16 protein-coding genes, 1 tRNA gene and 1 other RNA gene are annotated in these 20,125 nt (G+C 45.0%); 11 read left to right on the forward strand and 7 right to left on the reverse strand.

The window, feature by feature from the left end; genetic code table 11:
- The first annotated feature begins 2 nt into the window (after positions 1-2).
- A complete protein-coding gene (locus tag ABD943_RS11320) occupies positions 3-716 on the forward strand; it encodes a phosphoadenylyl-sulfate reductase (protein WP_345293296.1) in 714 nt (237 codons plus the stop codon).
- Positions 717-806: 90 nt separating this feature from the next.
- Here ABD943_RS11320 and ABD943_RS11325 read toward each other — a convergent pair whose 3' ends face one another.
- Positions 807-1,817 (reverse strand): LysR substrate-binding domain-containing protein, encoded by a 1,011-nt coding sequence (locus tag ABD943_RS11325; protein WP_345293297.1) that lies wholly within the window; start codon positions 1,815-1,817, stop codon positions 807-809.
- A gap of 166 nt (positions 1,818-1,983) precedes the next feature.
- Between ABD943_RS11325 and cysG the strand changes: the two genes are divergently transcribed.
- The 5 genes from cysG (at position 1,984) to egtD (ending at position 7,671) form a co-directional block, all read left to right on the forward strand.
- Positions 1,984-3,462: a siroheme synthase CysG gene (gene cysG / locus ABD943_RS11330; protein ID WP_345293298.1), complete on the forward strand. Its 1,479-nt coding sequence runs from the start codon at positions 1,984-1,986 to the stop codon at positions 3,460-3,462.
- Positions 3,463-3,465: 3 nt separating this feature from the next.
- Positions 3,466-4,431: a cysteine synthase A gene (gene cysK / locus ABD943_RS11335; protein ID WP_345293299.1), complete on the forward strand. Its 966-nt coding sequence runs from the start codon at positions 3,466-3,468 to the stop codon at positions 4,429-4,431.
- Positions 4,432-4,575: 144 nt separating this feature from the next.
- On the forward strand, positions 4,576-5,370 hold the full coding sequence (locus tag ABD943_RS11340) for a PhzF family phenazine biosynthesis protein (RefSeq protein WP_345293300.1): 795 nt from the start codon (positions 4,576-4,578) through the stop codon (positions 5,368-5,370).
- 42 nt (positions 5,371-5,412) lie between these two features.
- A complete protein-coding gene (egtB, locus tag ABD943_RS11345) occupies positions 5,413-6,726 on the forward strand; it encodes an ergothioneine biosynthesis protein EgtB (protein ID WP_345293301.1) in 1,314 nt (437 codons plus the stop codon).
- 9 nt (positions 6,727-6,735) lie between these two features.
- Positions 6,736-7,671: an L-histidine N(alpha)-methyltransferase gene (gene egtD / locus ABD943_RS11350; RefSeq protein ID WP_345293302.1), complete on the forward strand. Its 936-nt coding sequence runs from the start codon at positions 6,736-6,738 to the stop codon at positions 7,669-7,671.
- 178 nt (positions 7,672-7,849) lie between these two features.
- On the opposite strand, the gene ABD943_RS11355 is transcribed toward egtD, so the two are convergent.
- The 5 genes from ABD943_RS11355 to rimK form a co-directional block, all read right to left on the reverse strand.
- Positions 7,850-9,376 (reverse strand): amidohydrolase family protein, encoded by a 1,527-nt coding sequence (locus ABD943_RS11355; RefSeq protein WP_345293303.1) that lies wholly within the window; start codon positions 9,374-9,376, stop codon positions 7,850-7,852.
- Between the two features lie 139 nt (positions 9,377-9,515).
- Positions 9,516-10,556 (reverse strand): helix-turn-helix domain-containing protein, encoded by a 1,041-nt coding sequence (locus ABD943_RS11360; protein WP_345293304.1) that lies wholly within the window; start codon positions 10,554-10,556, stop codon positions 9,516-9,518.
- Between the two features lie 286 nt (positions 10,557-10,842).
- Positions 10,843-10,933: transfer RNA gene (locus ABD943_RS11365), tRNA-Ser, on the reverse strand.
- Positions 10,934-11,219: 286 nt separating this feature from the next.
- Positions 11,220-11,633 carry an ATP-dependent zinc protease family protein gene (locus ABD943_RS11370; RefSeq protein ID WP_345293384.1) on the reverse strand — a complete coding sequence of 138 codons (414 nt, stop codon included), beginning with the start codon at positions 11,631-11,633 and terminating at the stop codon, positions 11,220-11,222.
- 33 nt (positions 11,634-11,666) lie between these two features.
- Positions 11,667-12,581 (reverse strand): 30S ribosomal protein S6--L-glutamate ligase, encoded by a 915-nt coding sequence (rimK, locus tag ABD943_RS11375; protein WP_345293305.1) that lies wholly within the window; start codon positions 12,579-12,581, stop codon positions 11,667-11,669.
- Positions 12,582-12,823: 242 nt separating this feature from the next.
- On the opposite strand from rimK, the gene ABD943_RS11380 reads away from it, so the two are divergent.
- The 4 genes from ABD943_RS11380 to ffs all read left to right on the forward strand — a co-directional run bounded on the left by ABD943_RS11380 (position 12,824) and on the right by ffs (position 16,912).
- Positions 12,824-14,395 carry an alkaline phosphatase gene (locus ABD943_RS11380; protein ID WP_345293306.1) on the forward strand — a complete coding sequence of 524 codons (1,572 nt, stop codon included), beginning with the start codon at positions 12,824-12,826 and terminating at the stop codon, positions 14,393-14,395.
- Positions 14,396-14,441: 46 nt separating this feature from the next.
- Positions 14,442-16,088 carry an alkaline phosphatase gene (locus tag ABD943_RS11385; protein ID WP_345293307.1) on the forward strand — a complete coding sequence of 549 codons (1,647 nt, stop codon included), beginning with the start codon at positions 14,442-14,444 and terminating at the stop codon, positions 16,086-16,088.
- Positions 16,089-16,251: 163 nt separating this feature from the next.
- On the forward strand, positions 16,252-16,716 hold the full coding sequence (locus ABD943_RS11390) for a hypothetical protein (RefSeq protein WP_345293388.1): 465 nt from the start codon (positions 16,252-16,254) through the stop codon (positions 16,714-16,716).
- A 99-nt stretch (positions 16,717-16,815) separates the two neighbouring features.
- An RNA gene (gene ffs / locus ABD943_RS11395) (signal recognition particle sRNA small type) lies at positions 16,816-16,912 on the forward strand.
- A gap of 121 nt (positions 16,913-17,033) precedes the next feature.
- Here ffs and ABD943_RS11400 read toward each other — a convergent pair.
- Positions 17,034-17,543 carry a hypothetical protein gene (locus tag ABD943_RS11400; protein WP_345293308.1) on the reverse strand — a complete coding sequence of 170 codons (510 nt, stop codon included), beginning with the start codon at positions 17,541-17,543 and terminating at the stop codon, positions 17,034-17,036.
- Between the two features lie 245 nt (positions 17,544-17,788).
- Between ABD943_RS11400 and dnaX the strand changes: the two genes are divergently transcribed.
- The gene (gene dnaX, locus ABD943_RS11405) at positions 17,789-20,104 is read left to right on the forward strand and encodes a DNA polymerase III subunit gamma/tau (RefSeq protein WP_345293309.1); all 2,316 of its coding nucleotides are present in this window, start codon (positions 17,789-17,791) and stop codon (positions 20,102-20,104) included.
- Positions 20,105-20,125: the final 21 nt, after the last annotated feature.

Here is a 20,125-nt window from a genome sequence, read left to right on the forward strand (position 1 = left end):
TGATGTCTTTGCTAAATGAATCTTGGGTTGAGCAGGTCAACCAAAAGTTAGGGCACTCTAGTGCGCAGGAGCGAATTGAGTATGCTCTGCAACACTTGCCCGATAACTTTGCCCTAGCATCAAGTTTTGGTGCCCAGTCTGCAGTCAGTTTACATCTACTGACGCAGGCTAAACCTGACATTTCTGTGATTTTGGTCGATACCGGCTATCTGTTTGCAGAAACTTATCAGTTTGTTGATGAGCTAGTCGAACGGTTGGACTTAAACTTGAAGGTCTATAGAAGTCAGCTAAGTCCAGCTTGGCAAGAGGCTCGTTATGGTAAGGAGTGGGAAAAGGGTAAGCAGGGAATTGTAGCTTACAATCAGCGCAATAAAGTTGAGCCTATGGAGCGAGCTCTTGATGAGTTGGGCGTTAGCACTTGGTTTTCTGGGCTGCGCCGCCAGCAATCTCAGTCCAGAAATCAGCTACCAGTAGTACAGGCGTTTAAAGGGCGTATCAAGGTCCACCCGATTATCGACTGGAGCAATAAAGACATTCACCAGTACCTAAAAAAACACCGACTCCCGTATCATCCTCTATGGGACAGAGGCTATGTCTCGATTGGTGATACACACAGCACAACGCCCATCACCGAGGACATGTCAGAAGAGGATACTCGTTTTGGTGGCCTAGTTCGTGAGTGTGGGTTACATGTCGATACGCTGTCAGGTCTTTAACAGACGAGTACAGTATTTGTGGATAGTGATATAAAAAGGCAGCTCTAGGGCTGCCTTTGTTGGTCTTTATATTGATTGGTTATATGTCGGCTAGATGTGCCACATCTGATGCATCGGGAGTGGTTTTTCTCTTTCACGCTCCTCAATACTATTCGCCAGCTGTAGTGAAGAGGTATAGTCTTGATGGATATATTGACTTAACTGCTCACTCGTTATGTGCGGCGCGAAATAATTGATAAAGTCTTTCATGTATTTTTTGAGAAAAATATTCTTATTGAAAGCTAACCAAGTTGTGCATCGAGGTAATATATCTTTGGTCGAGTAACCCAGTAAGTCCCTATCTTGCTGTGGTGAAAAAGCCATGCTTGCGATAATGCCGATACCAAACCCATTTCGGACGTAGGTTTTGATAACGTCAGCATCGCGCGCTGTAAATACAATATTGGGCTCCAGCTTTTCTTTCCTGAAAGCGCTGGTAAGGCTTGAGTTCTTGGCGCTACCAATAAAGGGGTAGGTGACGATAGGGTACTTCGCAAGATCTTCTAGCTCGATTTTTCTCAGGTCGCCTAGTGGGTGCTCATGAGGGAACAGAATGGTCCGATCCCACTGAAAGCAAGGGATTTTAACGATATTAGCGCCTAGATCGATATTGCCAGAGGCGATGGCAAAATCCACTTCTTGTTTTTGTAGCTGAGTTAAAATTTGATCAGAAGTCCCTTGCTGGAGATCAATGGTTAAATTGGGGTAACGCTTATGAAAGTTCGCAAAGACTTTAGGTAACACATATTGTGCTTGGGTCTGGGTCGTCGCAATAGAAAAGTTTCCTGAGTCGCTTTGGTTCGCAACACTGGTGATATTTTTAATGTGATTAATTTCGTGCACGATCTTACGAGAACGATTCAGTATTTCATCACCCAGTTCAGTGATTCCTACCAGCTGTTTGCCGTTACGCTCGAAAATCTTGGTTTCTAACTCGCTTTCCAATAAGCGCAATTGTTTACTGATACCTGGTTGAGAGGTATATAATTTCTCTGCTGCCTTAGTAATGCTTAGATTATTATCAGCAATGGCAATCAGGTAGTTAAGCTGCTGTAACTTCATAACGGTATTTTTCTGTAACCCCTTAAAGAGCCGATGTTATACGTATGGATGGCTAAAAGCAACCTTCTTATTCCATTGAGTTATAAGGAAGCGACGAAAGATTATTTCTGGTTAAAGGGGGATAAATGTTTAGATATAGCCATCTAAACGGTCAGTGGTTAGCGTTATGGAATATTTCCCAATAACAGTTCGACTTCAAGAGCAGCAGTGCCTCATTGTGGGTGGTGGGGAGATCGCGTCACGTAAACTTAAAAGCTTACTCAAGGCGCATGCTAAAGTCAGCTTGGTGGCCACAGAGTTTAATGCGGAAGTTCGAGAGTTAGCAAAAGAGCATCAGCTCACTTTATATCAGCAGCCATTTGATGAATCGCTGGTGAAAGGGAATTACCTCATTGTCGCTGCGACTGACAATAACGCACTTAATCGTGAAGTCAGTGTTTTAGCTCGTCAGCACAATATATGGATTAATGTGGTGGATGATCTTGAGTTAAGCACTTTTATCATGCCAGCAATCGTTGATCGCTCTCCATTATTGGTGGCGGTATCGACGGGTGGCGTGTCGCCGGTATTGGCGCGTAAAATTCGTGAAAAGCTTGAATGGATCTTGCCTAATAATTTAGGAGGTTTATTGCAACGGCTAAAAGATTTTAGGCCAAAAGTAAAAAAAAAATTTAGAGACTTAAAAGCTAAGCGAACGTTTTCAGAGTGGTACATTGAAAATGCTATCGAGAAGCCGGACACCCTAAGTCGTGACTTTGATGAAACAGTGGCGACTTATGAAGGTATTTCGGACGATAGAGGCAAAGTCTATCTTGTCGGTGCAGGTCCGGGCGATCCCGAGTTACTGACCTTAAAAGCGCTGAAAGTCTTACAAAAAGCGGATATTGTGTTGCATGATGCGCTGGTGTCAGAGGCTATTTTAGAGTTAGTGCGTCGTGATGCGACTTTGGTTAACGTGGGCAAGAGAGCAAAAAAACATAGCGTAGTGCAAGAAGAGACAAACCAGCTATTGGTTAACTATGCGCAACAGGGATTATCGGTGGTGCGTCTAAAAGGTGGTGATCCTTTTATTTATGGCCGTGGCGGTGAGGAACTTGAACATCTAGTAGCTGCCTCAGTTAACTACGAAGTAATTCCCGGCATTACAGCAGCATCCGGCTGTTCGAGTTATGCGGGTATACCCTTGACGCACAGAGAGCATTCGCAAACAGTGATGTTCATTACCGCACACTGTAAGCAATCAGAAGATACGCTCAACTGGAAAAGTTTAGCGAGAGAGCAGCAAACCGTTGTCGTGTATATGGGGTTGTTGCGTAATGAGGTATTGGTCGAACAATTAATGAAGCATGGTCGCGCTGGCCATACGCCGATTGCAGTGATCGAAAATGGAACCTTGCCGTTGCAGCGGGTAGTGACAGGACGGTTGCAGGATTTACCATCACTGGTGAAACAACATCAGGTTGTTTCGCCATCAATCATCGTTATTGGTGAGGTAACAGCGCTGGCCAATAAACTCAGCTGGTTTGAGCACAGCAAATTGCTTCCGGCGGAACATTGTAATGATGCTTCTTCAGCGGTAAGGCACTTAACTGCAAAGACGAAGAAGCAATCGAATTTTGAAGAAAAAGTTAAAGAGGCAGTATAGAGAATGACTAGGATATATGATTCCATTTTAGATACGATTGGCAACACCCCGATCGTCAAAATTAACCGCTTAGGCCCTAAGCACGTTAATTTGTTTGTCAAAGCGGAGTATTTTAATCCGCTAGCGTCGGTTAAAGATCGTTTAGCGTTCGCAATCATCAATGATGCCGAGAAGCGTGGTTTGTTAAAACCGGGACAAACTGTGGTTGAAGCGACCTCTGGTAATACCGGCATTGCTCTGGCAATGGTTTGCGCTGCCAAAGGTTATCCTTTCGTCGCCGTCATGACGGAAACCTTTTCAGTTGAGCGACGTAAAATCATGCGTGCGCTGGGTGCAAAGGTTGTACTGACGCCTGCCGCTGAGCGTGGTACGGGAATGGTTAAAGTGGCTGAACAACTGGCTGACAAAAACGGTTGGTTCCTAGCGCGACAGTTTGAAAATCTGGCTAACCCTGAGTATCACCGCAATACTACCGCGCCAGAAATCCTACGAGCTTTTGCCAATCAAAAATTAGATTATTTTGTCAGTGGGTATGGCACAGGAGGAACTATCACCGGTGTTGGTGAAGTGCTAAAAGTTGCACGTCCAGATATCAAAATTATTGCTACGGAGCCTGAAGTTGCTTCCTTATTACAAGGTAAGGAGTGGCAGCCCCACAAAATTCAAGGATGGACACCAGACTTTGTGGCCGATGTCATGAACCGCGATGTTTATGATCAAGTGATTCCAATTTCGGATGAGGTCGCACGTGATACCTCATTGGCACTAGCACGTAGCGAAGGTATCTTTTGTGGTATTTCATCGGGTGCGACTTTCGCCGCTGCTCTTGAAGCCGCTAAAGATGCGCCAGAGGGGGCAAATATTTTAGCCATGCTTCCGGATACTGGTGAGCGTTACTTAAGTACTTTCCTGTTTGATGATATTGACGAAGGTTCTGATGACGATATTTTAGCAACGTTAAACTCTTAAGAGCTTTGCCTATCATTGGGTCATACCAATGAGACTCTCCAGCCCGCTAAACTGTATAGTGCCGCGGGCTTTTTTATGGTCACCATTTGAACTTCGAGAACAATCTCAGCATAATGAATTCACACATGTATTAGCGGTGATTTTGTGCCTCCAATAAAGCCATTAACAAGACATCTGGTTCGAGTATTTGCAACTCCTGATCTCGAGGGTACAACAGCTGTCGTTTATAGGCTTGATGAAAGCCTATCCAGTTCTGACATGCAAGCTATAGCAAGCAATGACAAAGCCCCAGCAACATGCTTTATTCATCAAGTTTCTGCTCAAGAATGTAACGTCCGCTTTTTCAACGCAACGCATGAGATACAGCTTTGCGGCCATGGCTTACTGGCTTGCGCTAAGGTTTTAGCTGAATACGATAATGCCTTAAGTTTTAGGTTAGATACTCCGCAAACCGTAGTTGAAGCGCACGTCAGTCAAGAAGATACGCGTGTAGAAATACAACTCGATGCCTTGCCATCCTACGCCGTTGATATCCCGCTTTGGGCCAAGGATTGTTTTAATATACCGCCTGAAGCAGCTTCCCTTGCTGGCCCAGACAGCGGCTATTGGGTTATGCGCTGGCCGCAATCTACGGCCCTAGACCAATTAAACGTTAATTCCAGAGTATTGGTTGAAAATACTCAGCGCGCATTGATAGTTACTCAGAAAAGCCAGGTTGAAGGTTATGATTATGGTTTTCGCTACTTCGCACCGCAGCATGGTGTTATCGAAGATAAAGCGACAGGTTCGGCGCATCGAGTGTTGCTGAGTTATTGGCACCAGCAATTAAATCAATGTAACTTTAAAGCACGGCAATACTCTAAAGAAGGCGCTGAATTAGTTGGCCGTGTAGTTAATGGGGACGTCTGGATATCTGGTAATGTTGATATTCAGCGGTAATATAGTATTAACAAATCATTTAAACAGACATAAGGTTGTTGAATGTTGGACAAGGTTAGGCCAAATACTCAGCTAGGGGAAGTTGTAAAGCAATTCAACTCAACCCGAGAGTTAACCGAACGCTTATGCCAAAGTCTTGATGTTGAAGACTACAATCTACAGGCTATCGCAGAAACCAGCCCAGTGAAGTGGCACCTTGCCCATACCTCTTGGTTTTTCGAGACGTTCATCTTGAAACACTATGCTAAAAGCTTTGAGCCATACCACCCACAGTTTGAGTACTTATTTAACTCCTACTACAACGCTGTGGGTAAACAGTTTCGGCGTCCTGAGCGTCACTTGCTATCTAGGCCAACTGTCGGGCAAATTTTTGATTATCGCCAAAAAGTCACTGAGGCAGTTAATCAACTGTTAGCTTTGTCGGGAGCTGAGTCTGATGCAGAGCCTAGTGCAGGGTATGATGTAGAATTGCTGTCGTTAATCGTGCTTGGTATTCATCATGAACAGCAGCATCAAGAACTACTCTTAACCGACCTCAAGTATAATTTCTATCAAAATCCACTGTACCCAAGCTACTTGTCTCAAGCACCATCCAAAGCAAAGCAGAGCCAGCCAGAAAAGATGGCGTGGATTGAATTCGGCTCAGAGCTATGCTCTATTGGCGCCGACTTGAGTGACCAGTCTCGTTTTAAGTTCGATAATGAGACGCCACAACATCAGCACTTCATTAACGGCTTTAAAGTGGCTAACCGTTTAGTGACGAATGAAGAGTACATTGAATTTATTGAGCAGGGTGGTTATGAAGCTTCCGAACTCTGGCTTAGCGATGGTTGGGAGGCTAAGAAACACAAAGATTGGCAAGCTCCACTGTACTGGTTCAAAAAGAATGGTGAGTGGTATCACTTTACGTTCAATGGTATTGAGAGAGTCATTGGTGAGGAGCCTGTTGCTCATGTGAGTTTTTATGAAGCTCAGGCATTCGCTGAATGGCAAGGGGCGAGACTATTAACTGAGCAGGAGTGGGAAAGAATTGCTAAGGAGCAGGAGGTCAGAGGTAGCTTCTTAGAGTCGGAAAACTATTCACCTTCCCAACCAGAAAAAACAGGGCATGCCGTTACGCAGATGTATGGAGAGTTATGGCAGTGGACATCAAGCAGTTACTCGCCGTATCCCGGTTATCAGCCTTTAGCTGGAGCTGTTGGTGAGTACAACGGTAAGTTTATGGCTAACCAATTTGTGTTGCGTGGAGGCTCTTGCGTGAGCTCACAAAGTCACCTGCGCCATACCTACCGCAACTTTTTTTATCCTGACGCCCGTTGGCAGTTTTCAGGTATTCGCTTAGCGAAAGACCTTTAAGGAGTTTCTGTGACTAAGTCGCTAACTTTAAATGAAGAACAAGCTGCAATCATGGAAGGGTTGCAAGCTGAACAAAAATACATCAACCCGAAGTACTTTTATAATCATCATGGCTCAAAGCTGTTTGAAAAAATTACCCAGCTTGATGAGTATTACCCGACACGAACAGAGCGTGGCATTTTACAATCCAGAGCGGAAGATATTGCTAACCTTATTGAAAGAGATGCTTTAATCGTAGAACCGGGCGCAGGGAGCTGCAAAAAGATCGAATATCTATTACCAGCACTTCACCCCAAAGTTTATGTTCCACAGGATGTATCCGCAGAGTTTCTCAAACAGTCCGCACAAAGACTTTCTGAGATCTATTCATGGCTTGATGTAGTGCCGGTAGCTAGTGATTTTTCCGAACCGATTGTCATCCCTGAGAGACTGAGGAAGTACCGTAAATATGCTTTTTACCCAGGCTCCACCATAGGCAACTTTGAACCCGAGGATGCGCTACAGTTTTTAAAGCAAATGAGAACGCTGGTTGGTGATAGTGGTGGAATGATTTTAGGGGTAGATTTGCATAAAGATAATGACATCCTCCATGCAGCTTACAATGATAAAGAAGGCGTAACCGCTGAGTTTAACCTTAATACGTTATCGCATATTAACGATATTTTATCGTCCGGCTTTGAGCTTCAAAAATTTGAACATATGGCTTTGTACAACTCACAAAAACAGCGGATTGAAATGTACTTAAAAAGCACTGAGCCACAAGAGTACCGAGTTTTAGGTGAGCTCATAACGTTTGAACAGGGAGAGCTCATTCATACTGAACACTCGTATAAGTATACTATTGACGGTATCCGGCAACTGGCAAACTCTTCGGGGTTTACCTTGGAACATAGCTGGCTTGATGAAAACGAATTGTTTAGCGTGAACTATCTACAATCGGTTTGAGTTGACGGTTTGTAAGAATAACCAAGTGTTACAAGAAAGAGGTCACTATAGTAATACCCGCAAAGGCGGGTATTTTGTTTAGGGTATGTTCTAGTACCTATTTAAAAGGCTTTTGAGAAAGTCGGTGGATACATAATATCTTCTGGTGTTACTTTCTCCACAAGACTTGTGCTATGACTTATAGATACTTATCGATATTAATTTTTCGGCTTTTCTCATTCGCCTCTTTTATAGCGGCAAGCATTGCGTCTAGTTGATTGCGTTCAATGACGCGGCCAGCGAGTACCACTGTATCGATAGTACGAGTGTTACGAATATTAATGAGTGGGTTTTTATTTAATATTAGTAAGTCAGCGCGTCGGCCAGCTTCGATAATTCCAGCATTACTATTCATTAATTCTGCAGGTTTTATCGTCGCACTAGCAAGCGTTTGAGCTGGGGTCATGCCGGCGTTATTAAGAGATTCCAGTTCATCATGTAGGGAAAATCCCGGTACAACCAAATTGGCCCCAGAGTCAGTCCCAGCAACAATATCAACGCTTCGTCGAATCATAGCTTTTAAAAGAATATGGTGTGCTTTTTCTCGAGCTGCCCAAAAAATATCGTTTTTACTATATATTTCTTCAGAAGGATTGCTGGTAGCCTCAAATTGATTATAGCTTGGGAGCCAGCCAACTTTGAATTCTTCAGAGTCTTTGGTTCCTTCGAGAATTCCGGGGTTAGCATACTCAATAGGAACTTCCTTTAAAGCATTTTCAAGATCGCTGAACTGGTCATGAATACTTTCCATAAACCATAACACTGAGTTCACAGTAATTTCGTTAGCTAAAAGGTCATCTATTATTTCATCGCTACGGGCTTCTACATGAGCATAAAAAGCCGCAGTTCCTTTATTATTGATCGACCCAAACTCCCGAATGAGTACACGAACAATTTCCTCAAGGTGTGCCACCTCCTTTTGTTGTGTTGTTGCAAGTTCTGATAACTCCATGGATAAAGGGAAATGGCCGGTAGTGGTAATGTTTAGCTCAGTTGCTAACTGGTTTACAGCTCGGTAAGTGGGCATATCTAGATGGTAGATTTTAATGGCATCGTAACCCTGTTCGGCAAACTCTTTGACCATGGCTTTTGCGTGCTCAACGTCATGAGTATTCTTATGGAAGGTAATGAGCTCCCAAAAGGCACCTTGCAGAAAATCCATCGAGTCAATTGGTGGTGAGGCGACGAACATTCTTGGTCCAACACGGCCTTGCTCGATCTCTTCGCGTATTTCAAGGCGGTTTGAGGGACCACCCAAGTCACGAATATGGGTGACACCATTGGCAACATAAAGCAGCAGGTCGTTGGGACTCTTAAGAATATGAGTATGAGAATCAACTAACCCTGGAATCATGTACTTTCCTCGAGCATCAATTACTCTTGCGTTGGCAGGAACAGAACCTTCGGCAGTAACGGATATAATTTCCTTGCCATCAATAACTACGGTTCGGTTAGAGAGCATCGACTGACCATCTGGTGATAGCACATTCACGTTGGTAATGGCTGTAAGCTCAATAGGTGAGGCGAAAGCAGTGTGATCAACTAACTCAGTGTGTGCACCGTAAATAAAGTTGACGCCGTTTTTAAACCACAGTAAATAGGCGGTCGCCAGTATCGCAATGCTTGAGATAAGGGCCAAAAGCCATTTAGAAATTGTTTTTAACATATTTAGATTCCATCAATTAATGATGGCCTAATTTCAACACCTAAGGGGTGCTGACTCGTCCAGTTTTATAACATTAGACGTACAATATTGGTTTTACACCTGTTATAGATTAAAAAATGAACAAAACAGAAGCGTAAGATCACTGGCAACGGTATTGGCTCGGTGTTCGTCCTGTGACTTTTTTAAATATTGCATTGAAACTACTTTTAGACGAAAACCCCGCATCCATGGCTAAATCTATTAACTTTTGCTCACTCTTTTGGTCAAGACGCTGACAAACTTCGGCTACCCGGTACTCGTTGATAAATTGATTAAAATTTTTGCCACCGTATTGGTTTAGTGTCTCGGACAATTGATGCACACTAACGCCTACCTTCTCTGCTAGAGTTGATAATGTTAATTCACTATTTCTGTATAATGCTTCCTTTTTGACCTGTTCCTGTACCAATTGCAAAATATTCGAACGCATTTCAAGGTCTAATAAGCCACGAGATGGCTCTTGTGCTTGTGGCGGCTCTTGTTGTTCTAGTTGCTCCGTGAGTTGCTTAATGTGAAACAAACTCGGGTTACGCCATTGAATAATGGCGATAAAGTAAACCATTAATACCAGAAGCAAATCAGCAAGAGTATTTACAGCGGATGATAGGTTTAAAAAGTAGAAAGCGACTTTTAAAGTCCATATCGAAACCGTGAATGCGACGAGGCTCCAGAGCCATCGAAAGATATCAGGATTATAGGAAGACAGTGTTTGTTTAGCTTGAGCTTGGTAACGACTGAGCATCCTCAGCAATAACACCGAGTAAAACAGAGCTTGACCGTAAAAAACGATCTTTGTGATGCTGTGTCTAATAAGTGTTGTTTCAGGCATTTGCACAAAACTTAGTGCTTTTTCAGGGGACAGTAGGATGTCGTAATTGAGTGAGTAGCAAATCAACAACGGCAGTGCGTGCAAGAAGTCGGTTGATTTAAGGGGCGAACCAGTTATCGCAGTTCGGCAGTATAAGTAAATTAGCGCACCATAACTGGCGGGTAAAAAAACTAAAAAGCCTACCAGCCATGAAAAGTTACTAGGATCATCGGCTACTATCAGTGGTAAGACAAAAGTGGTGGCGATAAATAAACATTGTAGCCCCAGTAGTTTACTGGCGTAATTGACTCGCTTGTCACTTATTAGAAGCATGAACAAGAGAAACCCTTGAAACGCGCCAATGGCCAGTACAAAAGTTTGAGTTTGTGAGAGCATTGTTTTTGTTTTAGTTCAAAGTACCTGGATAGATAAGTCTATCCACTGAGGGTTCTAATGTCGATTTGAATTGACTGAAAACAGACATGTGTTTTACCTTTCACTGGCTTTGCTGCTCAAAATCGCTTCTGACGATTTTATCGAACCAAGCTTCGCAATTCATGACAGAATATCCTATGGTCACAGATAAAAAAATACCCGCACAGGGCGGGTATTTATTGTTTGGCGGTGAAGGAGGGATTCGAACCCTCGATACGCTACTAACGTATACACACTTTCCAGGCGTGCGCCTTCAGCCACTCGGCCACTTCACCGTAAACTTTTTATTTTGAGATGTTTTATGACATCTACAACTTTATATAATCGGCGCACTGTTGCTTGCGCGTTACTCGAAAGCTGACGCTTTCTCGCCCTCCGGGTTGCTGTCGCGAAGCTCCAGCACTCAAACCTGCGGTTTGTCAGCCACTCGGTAATTGCTCCTGAATTACTCTAACTCCTGCCTCCATGCAGTCGTCGGCCACGTCACCGTAAGTTTTTTAGCACAAGAGTGCTTTTAGGCCGCGTAAGATAGCGGAAAGTTACAGCGTTGGCAAGTTTCTCTTAGTCGGACTGAAGGTAGGACTTATGAGGTGAGACCAAAAGGTTTTTCATGGCTTCTCGTCCAAGAAGCATCTTATAGCGCATTTTCTTACGGTCAGCTAATGTGATGTCGATGTCCCAGGTCTTATCACCAATAGTAATGGGAGTGCGAATGACATACCGTAGCTGCGTCTGCCCGTTGGAGCTGGTTATTTTGCGGTAGTCGATGACTTCACAGTGACACTCAATAACCTTTTTCGGGTGTCGTTTGTCCGGGCAAGTCTTGAATTCGACAAAGCTTACGCCGTTTTTTTCGAAGGAGTGGATATCAAACGCATGCAAGCTTGAGGTCTTGGCCCCTGTATCCACTTTCACTTTAATTGGATCTATCTTTAGCTCAGAAAGTTTCGCTTCTTCTTTCCAGCCGACCGTCATTTTTGTCACTCTGATTTACCTCGCGTGAGCCAATTAACCTTTGCCTTTAGGCTTATTCGGGCCTTTTAGAGCATCTTTTTCAATGTGTCTGATGATGGCACCGGCAACATCTTTGCCCGTGGCTTTCTCAATACCTTCGAGTCCGGGTGACGAGTTAACCTCAATCACGAGAGGGCCGTGAGCTGAGCGAAGTAGGTCGACGCCTGCCACGTCTAACCCCATGACTTTTGCAGCTCTTACTGCTAACGCTCTTTCTTCAGGCTTAAGCTTGGTCACATCAGCGCTACCGCCGCGGTGAAGGTTTGAGCGGAATTCTCCTTCTTTTGCGCTACGCTGCATGGCGGCAATAACTTTATCGCCAACAACAAAGCAGCGAACGTCTGAGCCGCCCGACTCTTTAATAAATTCTTGTACTAAAAAGTCTGCATTGAGGCTTCTAAAAGCATTGATTAAGCTTTCCGCCGCTTTATTGGTTTCAGCCAACACAACGCCATTACCATGAGTACTTTCTATGATCTTCACGATCAGCGGAGCACCGCCAACCGACTGGATAATTTCATCGGTCGCATCAACGGAGTGAGCATAGCTGGTGATTGGCATGCCAACACCTTTACGCGCTAATAATTGGTGCGCGCGAAGCTTGTCTCGAGAGCGCGTGATGGCGATGGATTCATTAACCGAGTAAACGCCACCAACCTCAAACTGACGCAATACCGCTGTGCCGTATGCGGTAATCGAAGCGCCAATTCTAGGGATCACGGCATCAAAACTGAGCTGGGTGACTTCGCCTTTAACTTTGCTGTGTACCGTGGGGCGGTTGGCTGTGATATTCATAAAGCATTTCAAGACATCGACCACTTGAGGTTCGTGACCGCGTTCTTTAGCTGCTTCTACTAACCTGCTGGTTGAGTAGAGTTTAGAGTTACGAGAGAGAATACCGATTTTCATGGGATACCTTGGTTTGCTTTATGAGGATTGTGTTTTTATGGCACTTAATATAACACAGGCTTATTAGAACCTTATAGCAAATAGTCTCCACTTTCAAAAGTGACATGCTTCACGGCCTGGCCTTGAGCAACCCGATTGTCATCAAGGTGCAATCTGAATGACTCTTGTTTGTCATCAGAGCGTCATTTTCCACAAATACTCTATAGGCGTTTAATAAACAAACTCCATTGAGGATAAATTTTATGCAACGCCTAAGCAAAACTATAATAGCTGCGGCGGTATCATGCGGATTGGTTTCTGTCGCGCATTCTGCCGTTCTTCCAGAAGTTCAGTCGAACAGCCCTTGGTTCACCGATGGTCAGGCTGCGATTGAGAAGCAACTCAATCAAACTCCAAAGTCTAAAGCGAAAAATGTCATCCTGTTCGTTGGTGATGGTATGGGGGTGTCGACGATCACCGCGGCACGTATCTTAGCCGGACAGCGTCTGGGTAATAGCGGTGAAGAGAACTTACTTTCCTTCGAAACCATGCCTTACAGTGCACAAGTAAAAACCTATAACACCAACCAGCAAACGCCTGACTCAGCGGGCACTATGACGGCGATGATGACTGGCGTTAAAACAAAGGCCGGTGTGATAAACATCGCTCCAGATACTGACCGTGCTAATTGTGATACAGCGAGCGGTTATGAGCTTAAAACAGCGCTGGAAATGGCGGAAGAAAAAGGGTTATCAACCGGCATTATTTCGACCGCTCGCGTGACTCATGCAACGCCAGCCGCGACGTATGCCAAAGTGCCTGAACGTAACTGGGAAAGTGACGATAAGTTAAGTGATGAGGCTAAAGCTACTGGCTGCAAAGACATTGCTGCCCAGTTGGTTGAATTGGACGCTGGCGATGGTATTGATGTGATTATGGGCGGTGGTCGTCGGCATTTTATTCCTGAGACAGTTACTGACTCGGAAGGAAAAACCGGAAAGCGCACGGATGGACGCGACTTAACCAATGAGTGGCTGGAGCGTTACAGTGATCAGTCGGCCTTTTATGTCGAAGATCAAGCCGGTTTCGCTGGTTTGGATTTGGCCAATACGGATAAATTATTAGCCTTGTTTAATTCCTCGCACATGCAATACAACACCGATCGTTTAAGTGATGTCGGTGGTGAGCCGACGGTTACCGAAATGACTCAAGGTGCTTTGGACGTACTTAAAAAGAATGACAAGGGTTATTTTTTGATGGTTGAGTCCGGTCGTATCGATCACGGACACCATGCCGGCAATGCTTACCGGGCTTTGGATGACACCATCGAGTTTGCTAACGCTGTTCAGTATGCGATGGATAACACGGATCCTGAGGAAACCTTGATTCTTGTAACGGCTGATCACAGTCATGTGTTTACCATTGCTGGTTATCCTCAACGCGGTAATCCTATTTTGGGTTTGGTGAAATCTACCGATAGTAGCGGCCAACCCAAGTCAGAACCTTCTTTAGCCTCAGACGGCATGCCCTATACAACTGTTGGTTACGCCAACGGCTTAGGTTTCGCCGACTATGGGGATGGTAACGGTGGTGATCAACGTTATGGCGACGATGCTCATGTAGGCCGTGTTGATTTAACATCCGCTGATACGACTCAGTCAGGCTTCCACCAAGAAGCATTGGTGCCTTTAGGTTCTGAAACTCATGCGGGCGAAGATATTACGGTTCATGCTGTCGGCCCTGGTGCGCACTTATTACAAGGCGTTATCGAACAAAACGTTATTTTCCACGTCATCAACCAAGCGGCGGAACTTGGTGGTGCGGCTTATCAATAGGCGCTTGTCATGAACAGCGATCAGAATTTAATTTGAGGATAAAGCAATGAGTATTTTTGAAAAAAAGCAGCACTCTAAAAAGCATGCTTACACACTATTAAGTGCCTTGATATCAGCGACATTGTTAACGGCATGTTTCGGTGATAATGACGATGATGAATCGGCGCCAGAGCCTGAGCCACCCGTATCCAGCGTGGACTGGACGAAAACCAATCAGTGGTTTAATCAAGGTAAAACGCGTGTTGATGCAGCTCTTGAAACTGAAGAAGTTTTGGTAAAGGGTTCAGCGAAGAATGTGATTCTTTTTGTTGGTGATGGTATGGGTGTCTCGACGGTCACAGCCGCTCGTATTTTTGCAGGGCAAAAAGCAGGTCACACAGGGGAAGAGTATCAGCTAAGCTTTGATAAATTTCCAGTGGCGGGCTTTGCGAAAACTTATAACACCAACCAGCAAACGCCAGATTCAGCGGGCACTATGACCGCAATGATTAGCGGCGTTAAAACCAAAGCTGGGGTGATCGGTTATCCAGAAAGCGCTCTAAGAGCGGACTGTGGTTCAGCGAAGGGAAATGAGTTGGTGACTGCTGTTGAGTTAGCTGAAATGGCTGGAATGGCTACTGGAGTGGTTTCGACGGCACGTATCACTCATGCCACGCCAGCAGCAACTTACGCAAAGTCTCCTGAGCGCAACTGGGAAAGCGATGACAAGCTGACTGACGAAGCAAAAGCAAACGGCTGTAAAGATATCGCCACTCAGCTTGTCGATTTCTCATACGGCGATGGTATTGATGTGGTCATGGGAGGCGGTCGTCGTCACTTTATTCCAAGTACCGTGACCGATGAAGAAGGAAAGTCAGGAAAGCGTACTGATGGCGTTAACTTGATTGATTCATGGAAAGCAAAGTATGCCTCAGGTAGTTATGTTTACGACCAAGCTGGCTTTGATGCCTTGAGCGCTGATTCAAGCAAAGTTCTTGGCTTGTTCAACTCATCGCACATGGAGTATGAAGCAGATCGCGCTAATGATACGGCGGGCGAACCTTCGTTGAGCGAGATGACGTCAAAGTCGATAGATATCTTAAGCAAAAATGACAAAGGCTTCTTTTTAACCGTGGAGTCAGGCCGAATTGATCATGGTCACCATGCTGGTAACGCTTACCGTGCGCTTGAAGATGCTGTTGAGTTTGCACAAGCGGTACAAGCCGCTGTCGACAAAGTTGATTTAAGCGAGACCTTGATAATTGTTACTGCTGACCATAGTCATGTATTTACCTTGGCTGGCTATCCTACGCGAGGCAACCCAATTTTGGGCGTGGTCAAAGGTAATGATGGGGCGGGACACCCTAACGATGAAGCTGTGATGGCTAAAGATGATATGCCTTACACCACCGTCGGTTACGCTAATGGCTTAGGCTTTGCCGACTATGGTGACGGGAATGGTGGTGATCAGCGATACGGTGATCCAGCCGCTGCCCATCGTCATGACCTTGAAGGTATTGATACTGAGTCAACAGGTTTCCACCAAGAGGCATTGATTCCATTGGGTTCTGAGACTCATTCGGGTGAAGATGTGGGCATTTATGCCATTGGCCCTGGGGCACAGTTACTGCGTGGTACTCATGAGCAAAGCAACATTTTCCATGCTATGAATCATATCGCTGATTTAGTAGGAAAGGCTGAAGCAACTCAATAGTTAGCACGTTTATTGGCACCCTTAACTCTCTGACTGGGAAGAGGGTGCCACATTATTAAAGCTAAAGCAGATGTATGAAGTGAACATTATGTTTCAAATGAATAAGCTCGTTACTCTAACTGCCATACTATGTTTTATGGCTCTGGCCTTATCAAGTTTATCCATGGCACAACCCTCATCCTCGGCCAAGAAGGCGGAGTTTGTTGTGACTAAAGGCGCTGCGTCATCTTTACTAACCGTTTGGTTTGACCATGAAACGCTCGCATTTTCACCGCAAGACTCTAACAAAGTTGGTGTGTGGCATTTATGGCAAACCAATAACCCCAGTTTTTATCAAGTCTACTCTGAGGCTGGCTATCGCATTGAATTCGATCGCTTTGCTAGCCAGGACATGCAGTCGGTTTTAGATGATCTGAAGCAACTGATCAGTCACGGAAACTTTGTTGATAGTCATGCGATTAACGCTAAACAGTTTGAGCTGGCATCGCTCGAATCAGGGTTAACCGTACAACAACACATGGAGCAGTGGAGTGACTATAAAACCTATGACTATGCAGACATTGGAGACAATGAAGCGGATCCGATGCTAGGTAAATTAATTCAGCAGGGATTTATTCGAGCGCTTTAAGTCAGGACTATCGCTAACGATGCGCATTTTGAAGCACTAACTTTTTTCCTTTTTAGGGCTTTATTATTGCAAGGCTTTGAGCGATAATGCGCGCAACTCAGCTGGTCCCCCCGCAACGATACGTTGTGAATCCCGCCAGGCCCGGAAGGGAGCAACGGTAGCAGCCGACTCGTGTGCCGGGGTGTGGCTAGCTGGGCCTTAACCATCAATAGGTTAAGGGCATCGTTAGATGACCGAGTCAGATTTAAAAAAAGCCGCTAGTGGAAACACTGAGCGGCTTTTTCTTTACCCTAAGAAAAGGAACTTAACCCTCTAGCTTAGCGCTTTAGTTCACGAGCACTGTCTTCATCATTATTGGGATCGACAATCATGGATTCCAATTTCGATTCATATGCATCAACTTCGAAAACGTCGCGTAACGTCGTGATATCACGAATCAATTCTTTATCGCTGATAAGCGCCCCAATGGTGTCACCATAACCAGTACCACCATTACCGCCCGGTGAGGCTAGGTTGTATGAGTCGAAAATTTCTTCATAAGCAGCATAATCGGTTTCAAAGCGCCATGAGCAGCCATTTCCAAGTGACTCACTCGGTAACCAAGTGTCGCCATCTCCAAAGTCAGCGTTTCGAGCTAAGTTACACGCTTCTTCAGTACTGAATGGCCCCCGAGAGTCATAATTGTAGCTATAGTTACCCGTATACTGTTGTGCCGTGTAAAACCAGCCGCCACAAGTCGCGCAGTTAGATGCTGCAGAGGAGTTTATGCTAGTAGCACCCAAGCCAACGGCTGCTGCTGTTATCAAGATTGTTTTTAAGTGTTTCATTAGAAAGCCTCGTTGTTGTCATATTCAGTTACTGAGTGTAGAGCGAGGCGAAGGCCGAAGCGATTGTTATCTAGGGCAAAAGAGGGAGTCTTTGGGAAAACTTGGGTAAAAGCCTATCTATTTGATTTTTATGAATTAAATGTTTTGCATACACTGCCGGTTTGTGACAAATAGATTTTCCATCGGTTTAAAGTGTGCTATGGTTTCTGCACTAAAACGATAAGCATTTCTATATTGATTAATTTATGAGCTATCAAGTGCTCGCCCGCAAATGGCGCCCAAAAAACTTCCAAGAACTTCGTGGTCAAGAGCACGTCAGTCGTGCTTTGGTCAATGCTATCGAAAGCGGTCGACTGCACCATGCTTATCTTTTCACCGGGACACGCGGTGTCGGTAAAACGACCATCGCACGGATTCTATCGAAGTGTTTGAACTGTGAAGCAGAAGGCGTCACAGCCACACCTTGTGGACAATGTGGCAGCTGCTCAGAAATTGATCAAGGTCGCTTTGTTGATCTGATTGAAGTGGATGCAGCCTCTAGAACCAAAGTCGATGATACTCGTGAACTTCTCGAAAATGTTCAGTACCGACCAACTCGTGGTCGATATAAGGTATACCTTATTGATGAGGTTCATATGCTCTCTAACAGCTCTTTTAACGCGCTGTTAAAAACATTAGAAGAGCCACCTGAGCACGTAATATTTTTATTGGCAACGACCGATCCGCAAAAGCTTCCGGTTACGGTTTTATCTCGCTGCTTGCAGTTCCATCTTAAGCACATGGATGAAGAGACGATTGCGAATCATCTTCAGTTTATCCTTGAGCAGGAATCCATAGCGTTTGAGGCGCCGTCACTAAGCCTGATTGCGCAATCTGCCGAAGGCAGTATGCGTGATGCTCTGAGCCTTCTTGATCAGGCTATTGCCTATGGCCAGGGTAAAGTCCTAGAAGACGATATCCGTACCATGCTGGGCACTATTGACCATAAATTCATGGTGCGCTTACTAGAAGCTCTAGCCAGTAAAGATAGCGTAATGGCGATTAAAGCGGTTCATGATATGAGTCATTATCCGGTGGACTTTGCAGACGCGCTGAAAGAACTACTGAGTCGCCTCCACCAGGTTGCCGTTTATCAAGCCACCGAAGTTATGCTTGATGCGGCAGCGTCATATATCCCTGAGTTTGCAGATATTTTCGATGCAGCTGATCTTCAAATGTACTATCAGTTAGGGTTACACGCTCGTCGCGATTTGGAGTGGGCTCCATCAGCAAAGCAGGGGCTGGAAATGGCCTTATTGAGAATGCTTGCCTTCCAAATGGATACCGGCTCGTCTCAGGCAAACCCAACGCCAAAAAAAAAAGTTAATCTAAACTCAGATACCGTCTCAAGCCCTCGGAATCAATCCGAGGAAGCGAAATCTACCTCTCCTGAAACTCAAGTTTTTTTAAATGAGACTGAGCGAGAGGCCGGGCACCATCCTGTAAGCGCTGAATCAAACAAAACGGCGAAAGAACCGGAAAAACAACCAGTTAAAGATGATACTTCAGAAGTTGCTTTGACCAAAAGCTCTGAACCAGAGCTTGCGGGTTATGAGCAATTTATGCAACAAGATGACCGTGAGGAAGACGACTCTTCTGACTTTTATCATCAGGCTGATAGTCAGTCACCGATAGAAAGCGAGCAAGCCAAACCTAGCCCAGAGCAACCTGAGAGTAAGGACCATAGCGACGATGATGAAGCGCTAGCTAGCCTACATTCAGCGCTTGGATTAAGTTTAGATGGGCAAAGTCATGTTAGTCAAAAAGATAAAATGCCAGAAAAGCCAGTTCCAAAGGAGCATCCTTCAAAGGAGCGTTCTTCAGAGGAGCCTGCTAAGGGAGATAGTGACAGCTTGCAGTCCCAAGTAGTGGCTGAATCTGGACGAGCTGACACCTTGGAAGAAGTGGAAAACATAGATGTTGAGCAAAATGCTGAACAGGCTTCGAGTCCCAGTTATGAGGGGCCTGAGAGTTATGACAGCGACATTGAGCGTTTAATGCAGGCAAGTTACGAGTCAAGCAATGAGCCAGCCACTGCACACTTTGAAGAAACTGAGCGCCCGAACGCTCCTCAAGGCGGAGTAAGCGCTTCAACGGCAGATGAACTGGAGTTTGTTCCAGAGCTTGATGTCCCTGAAGAGGCCATGGCATGGGCAAATTTAGTACAAAAGCTTGAATTACAGGGGACTTACCACCAAATAGCACAGTCCAGTTGTGCTATTTGGAGCTCTGAGCAGGATGTAATCTTAGAGTTAGCTCCAGAGCAGGAAGTATTGTTGACTGCTAGCGCAAAAGATAATGTTAATAATGCCTTGGCTGCGTGTTTAGGGAAGCCGATCAATATTGAGTGGCAACTAAAACAGCCAAGCATTGAAACTCCGGCAGAGATTTGGCAGCACCAGGCTAAACTGAAGTTGCAAAAAGCGTGTGAAGATTTAAATCAACACCCGTTTAGTCAGCAGTTACAGCAACATTTTGGTGCAAAAATCGATCATCAGTCGGTCACTTATTTAGACAGCTAAAGTCACAAGGCATTAGCTAAG

Source organism: Kangiella marina, from assembly GCF_039541235.1.
GTDB lineage: Bacteria > Pseudomonadota > Gammaproteobacteria > Enterobacterales > Kangiellaceae > Kangiella > Kangiella marina.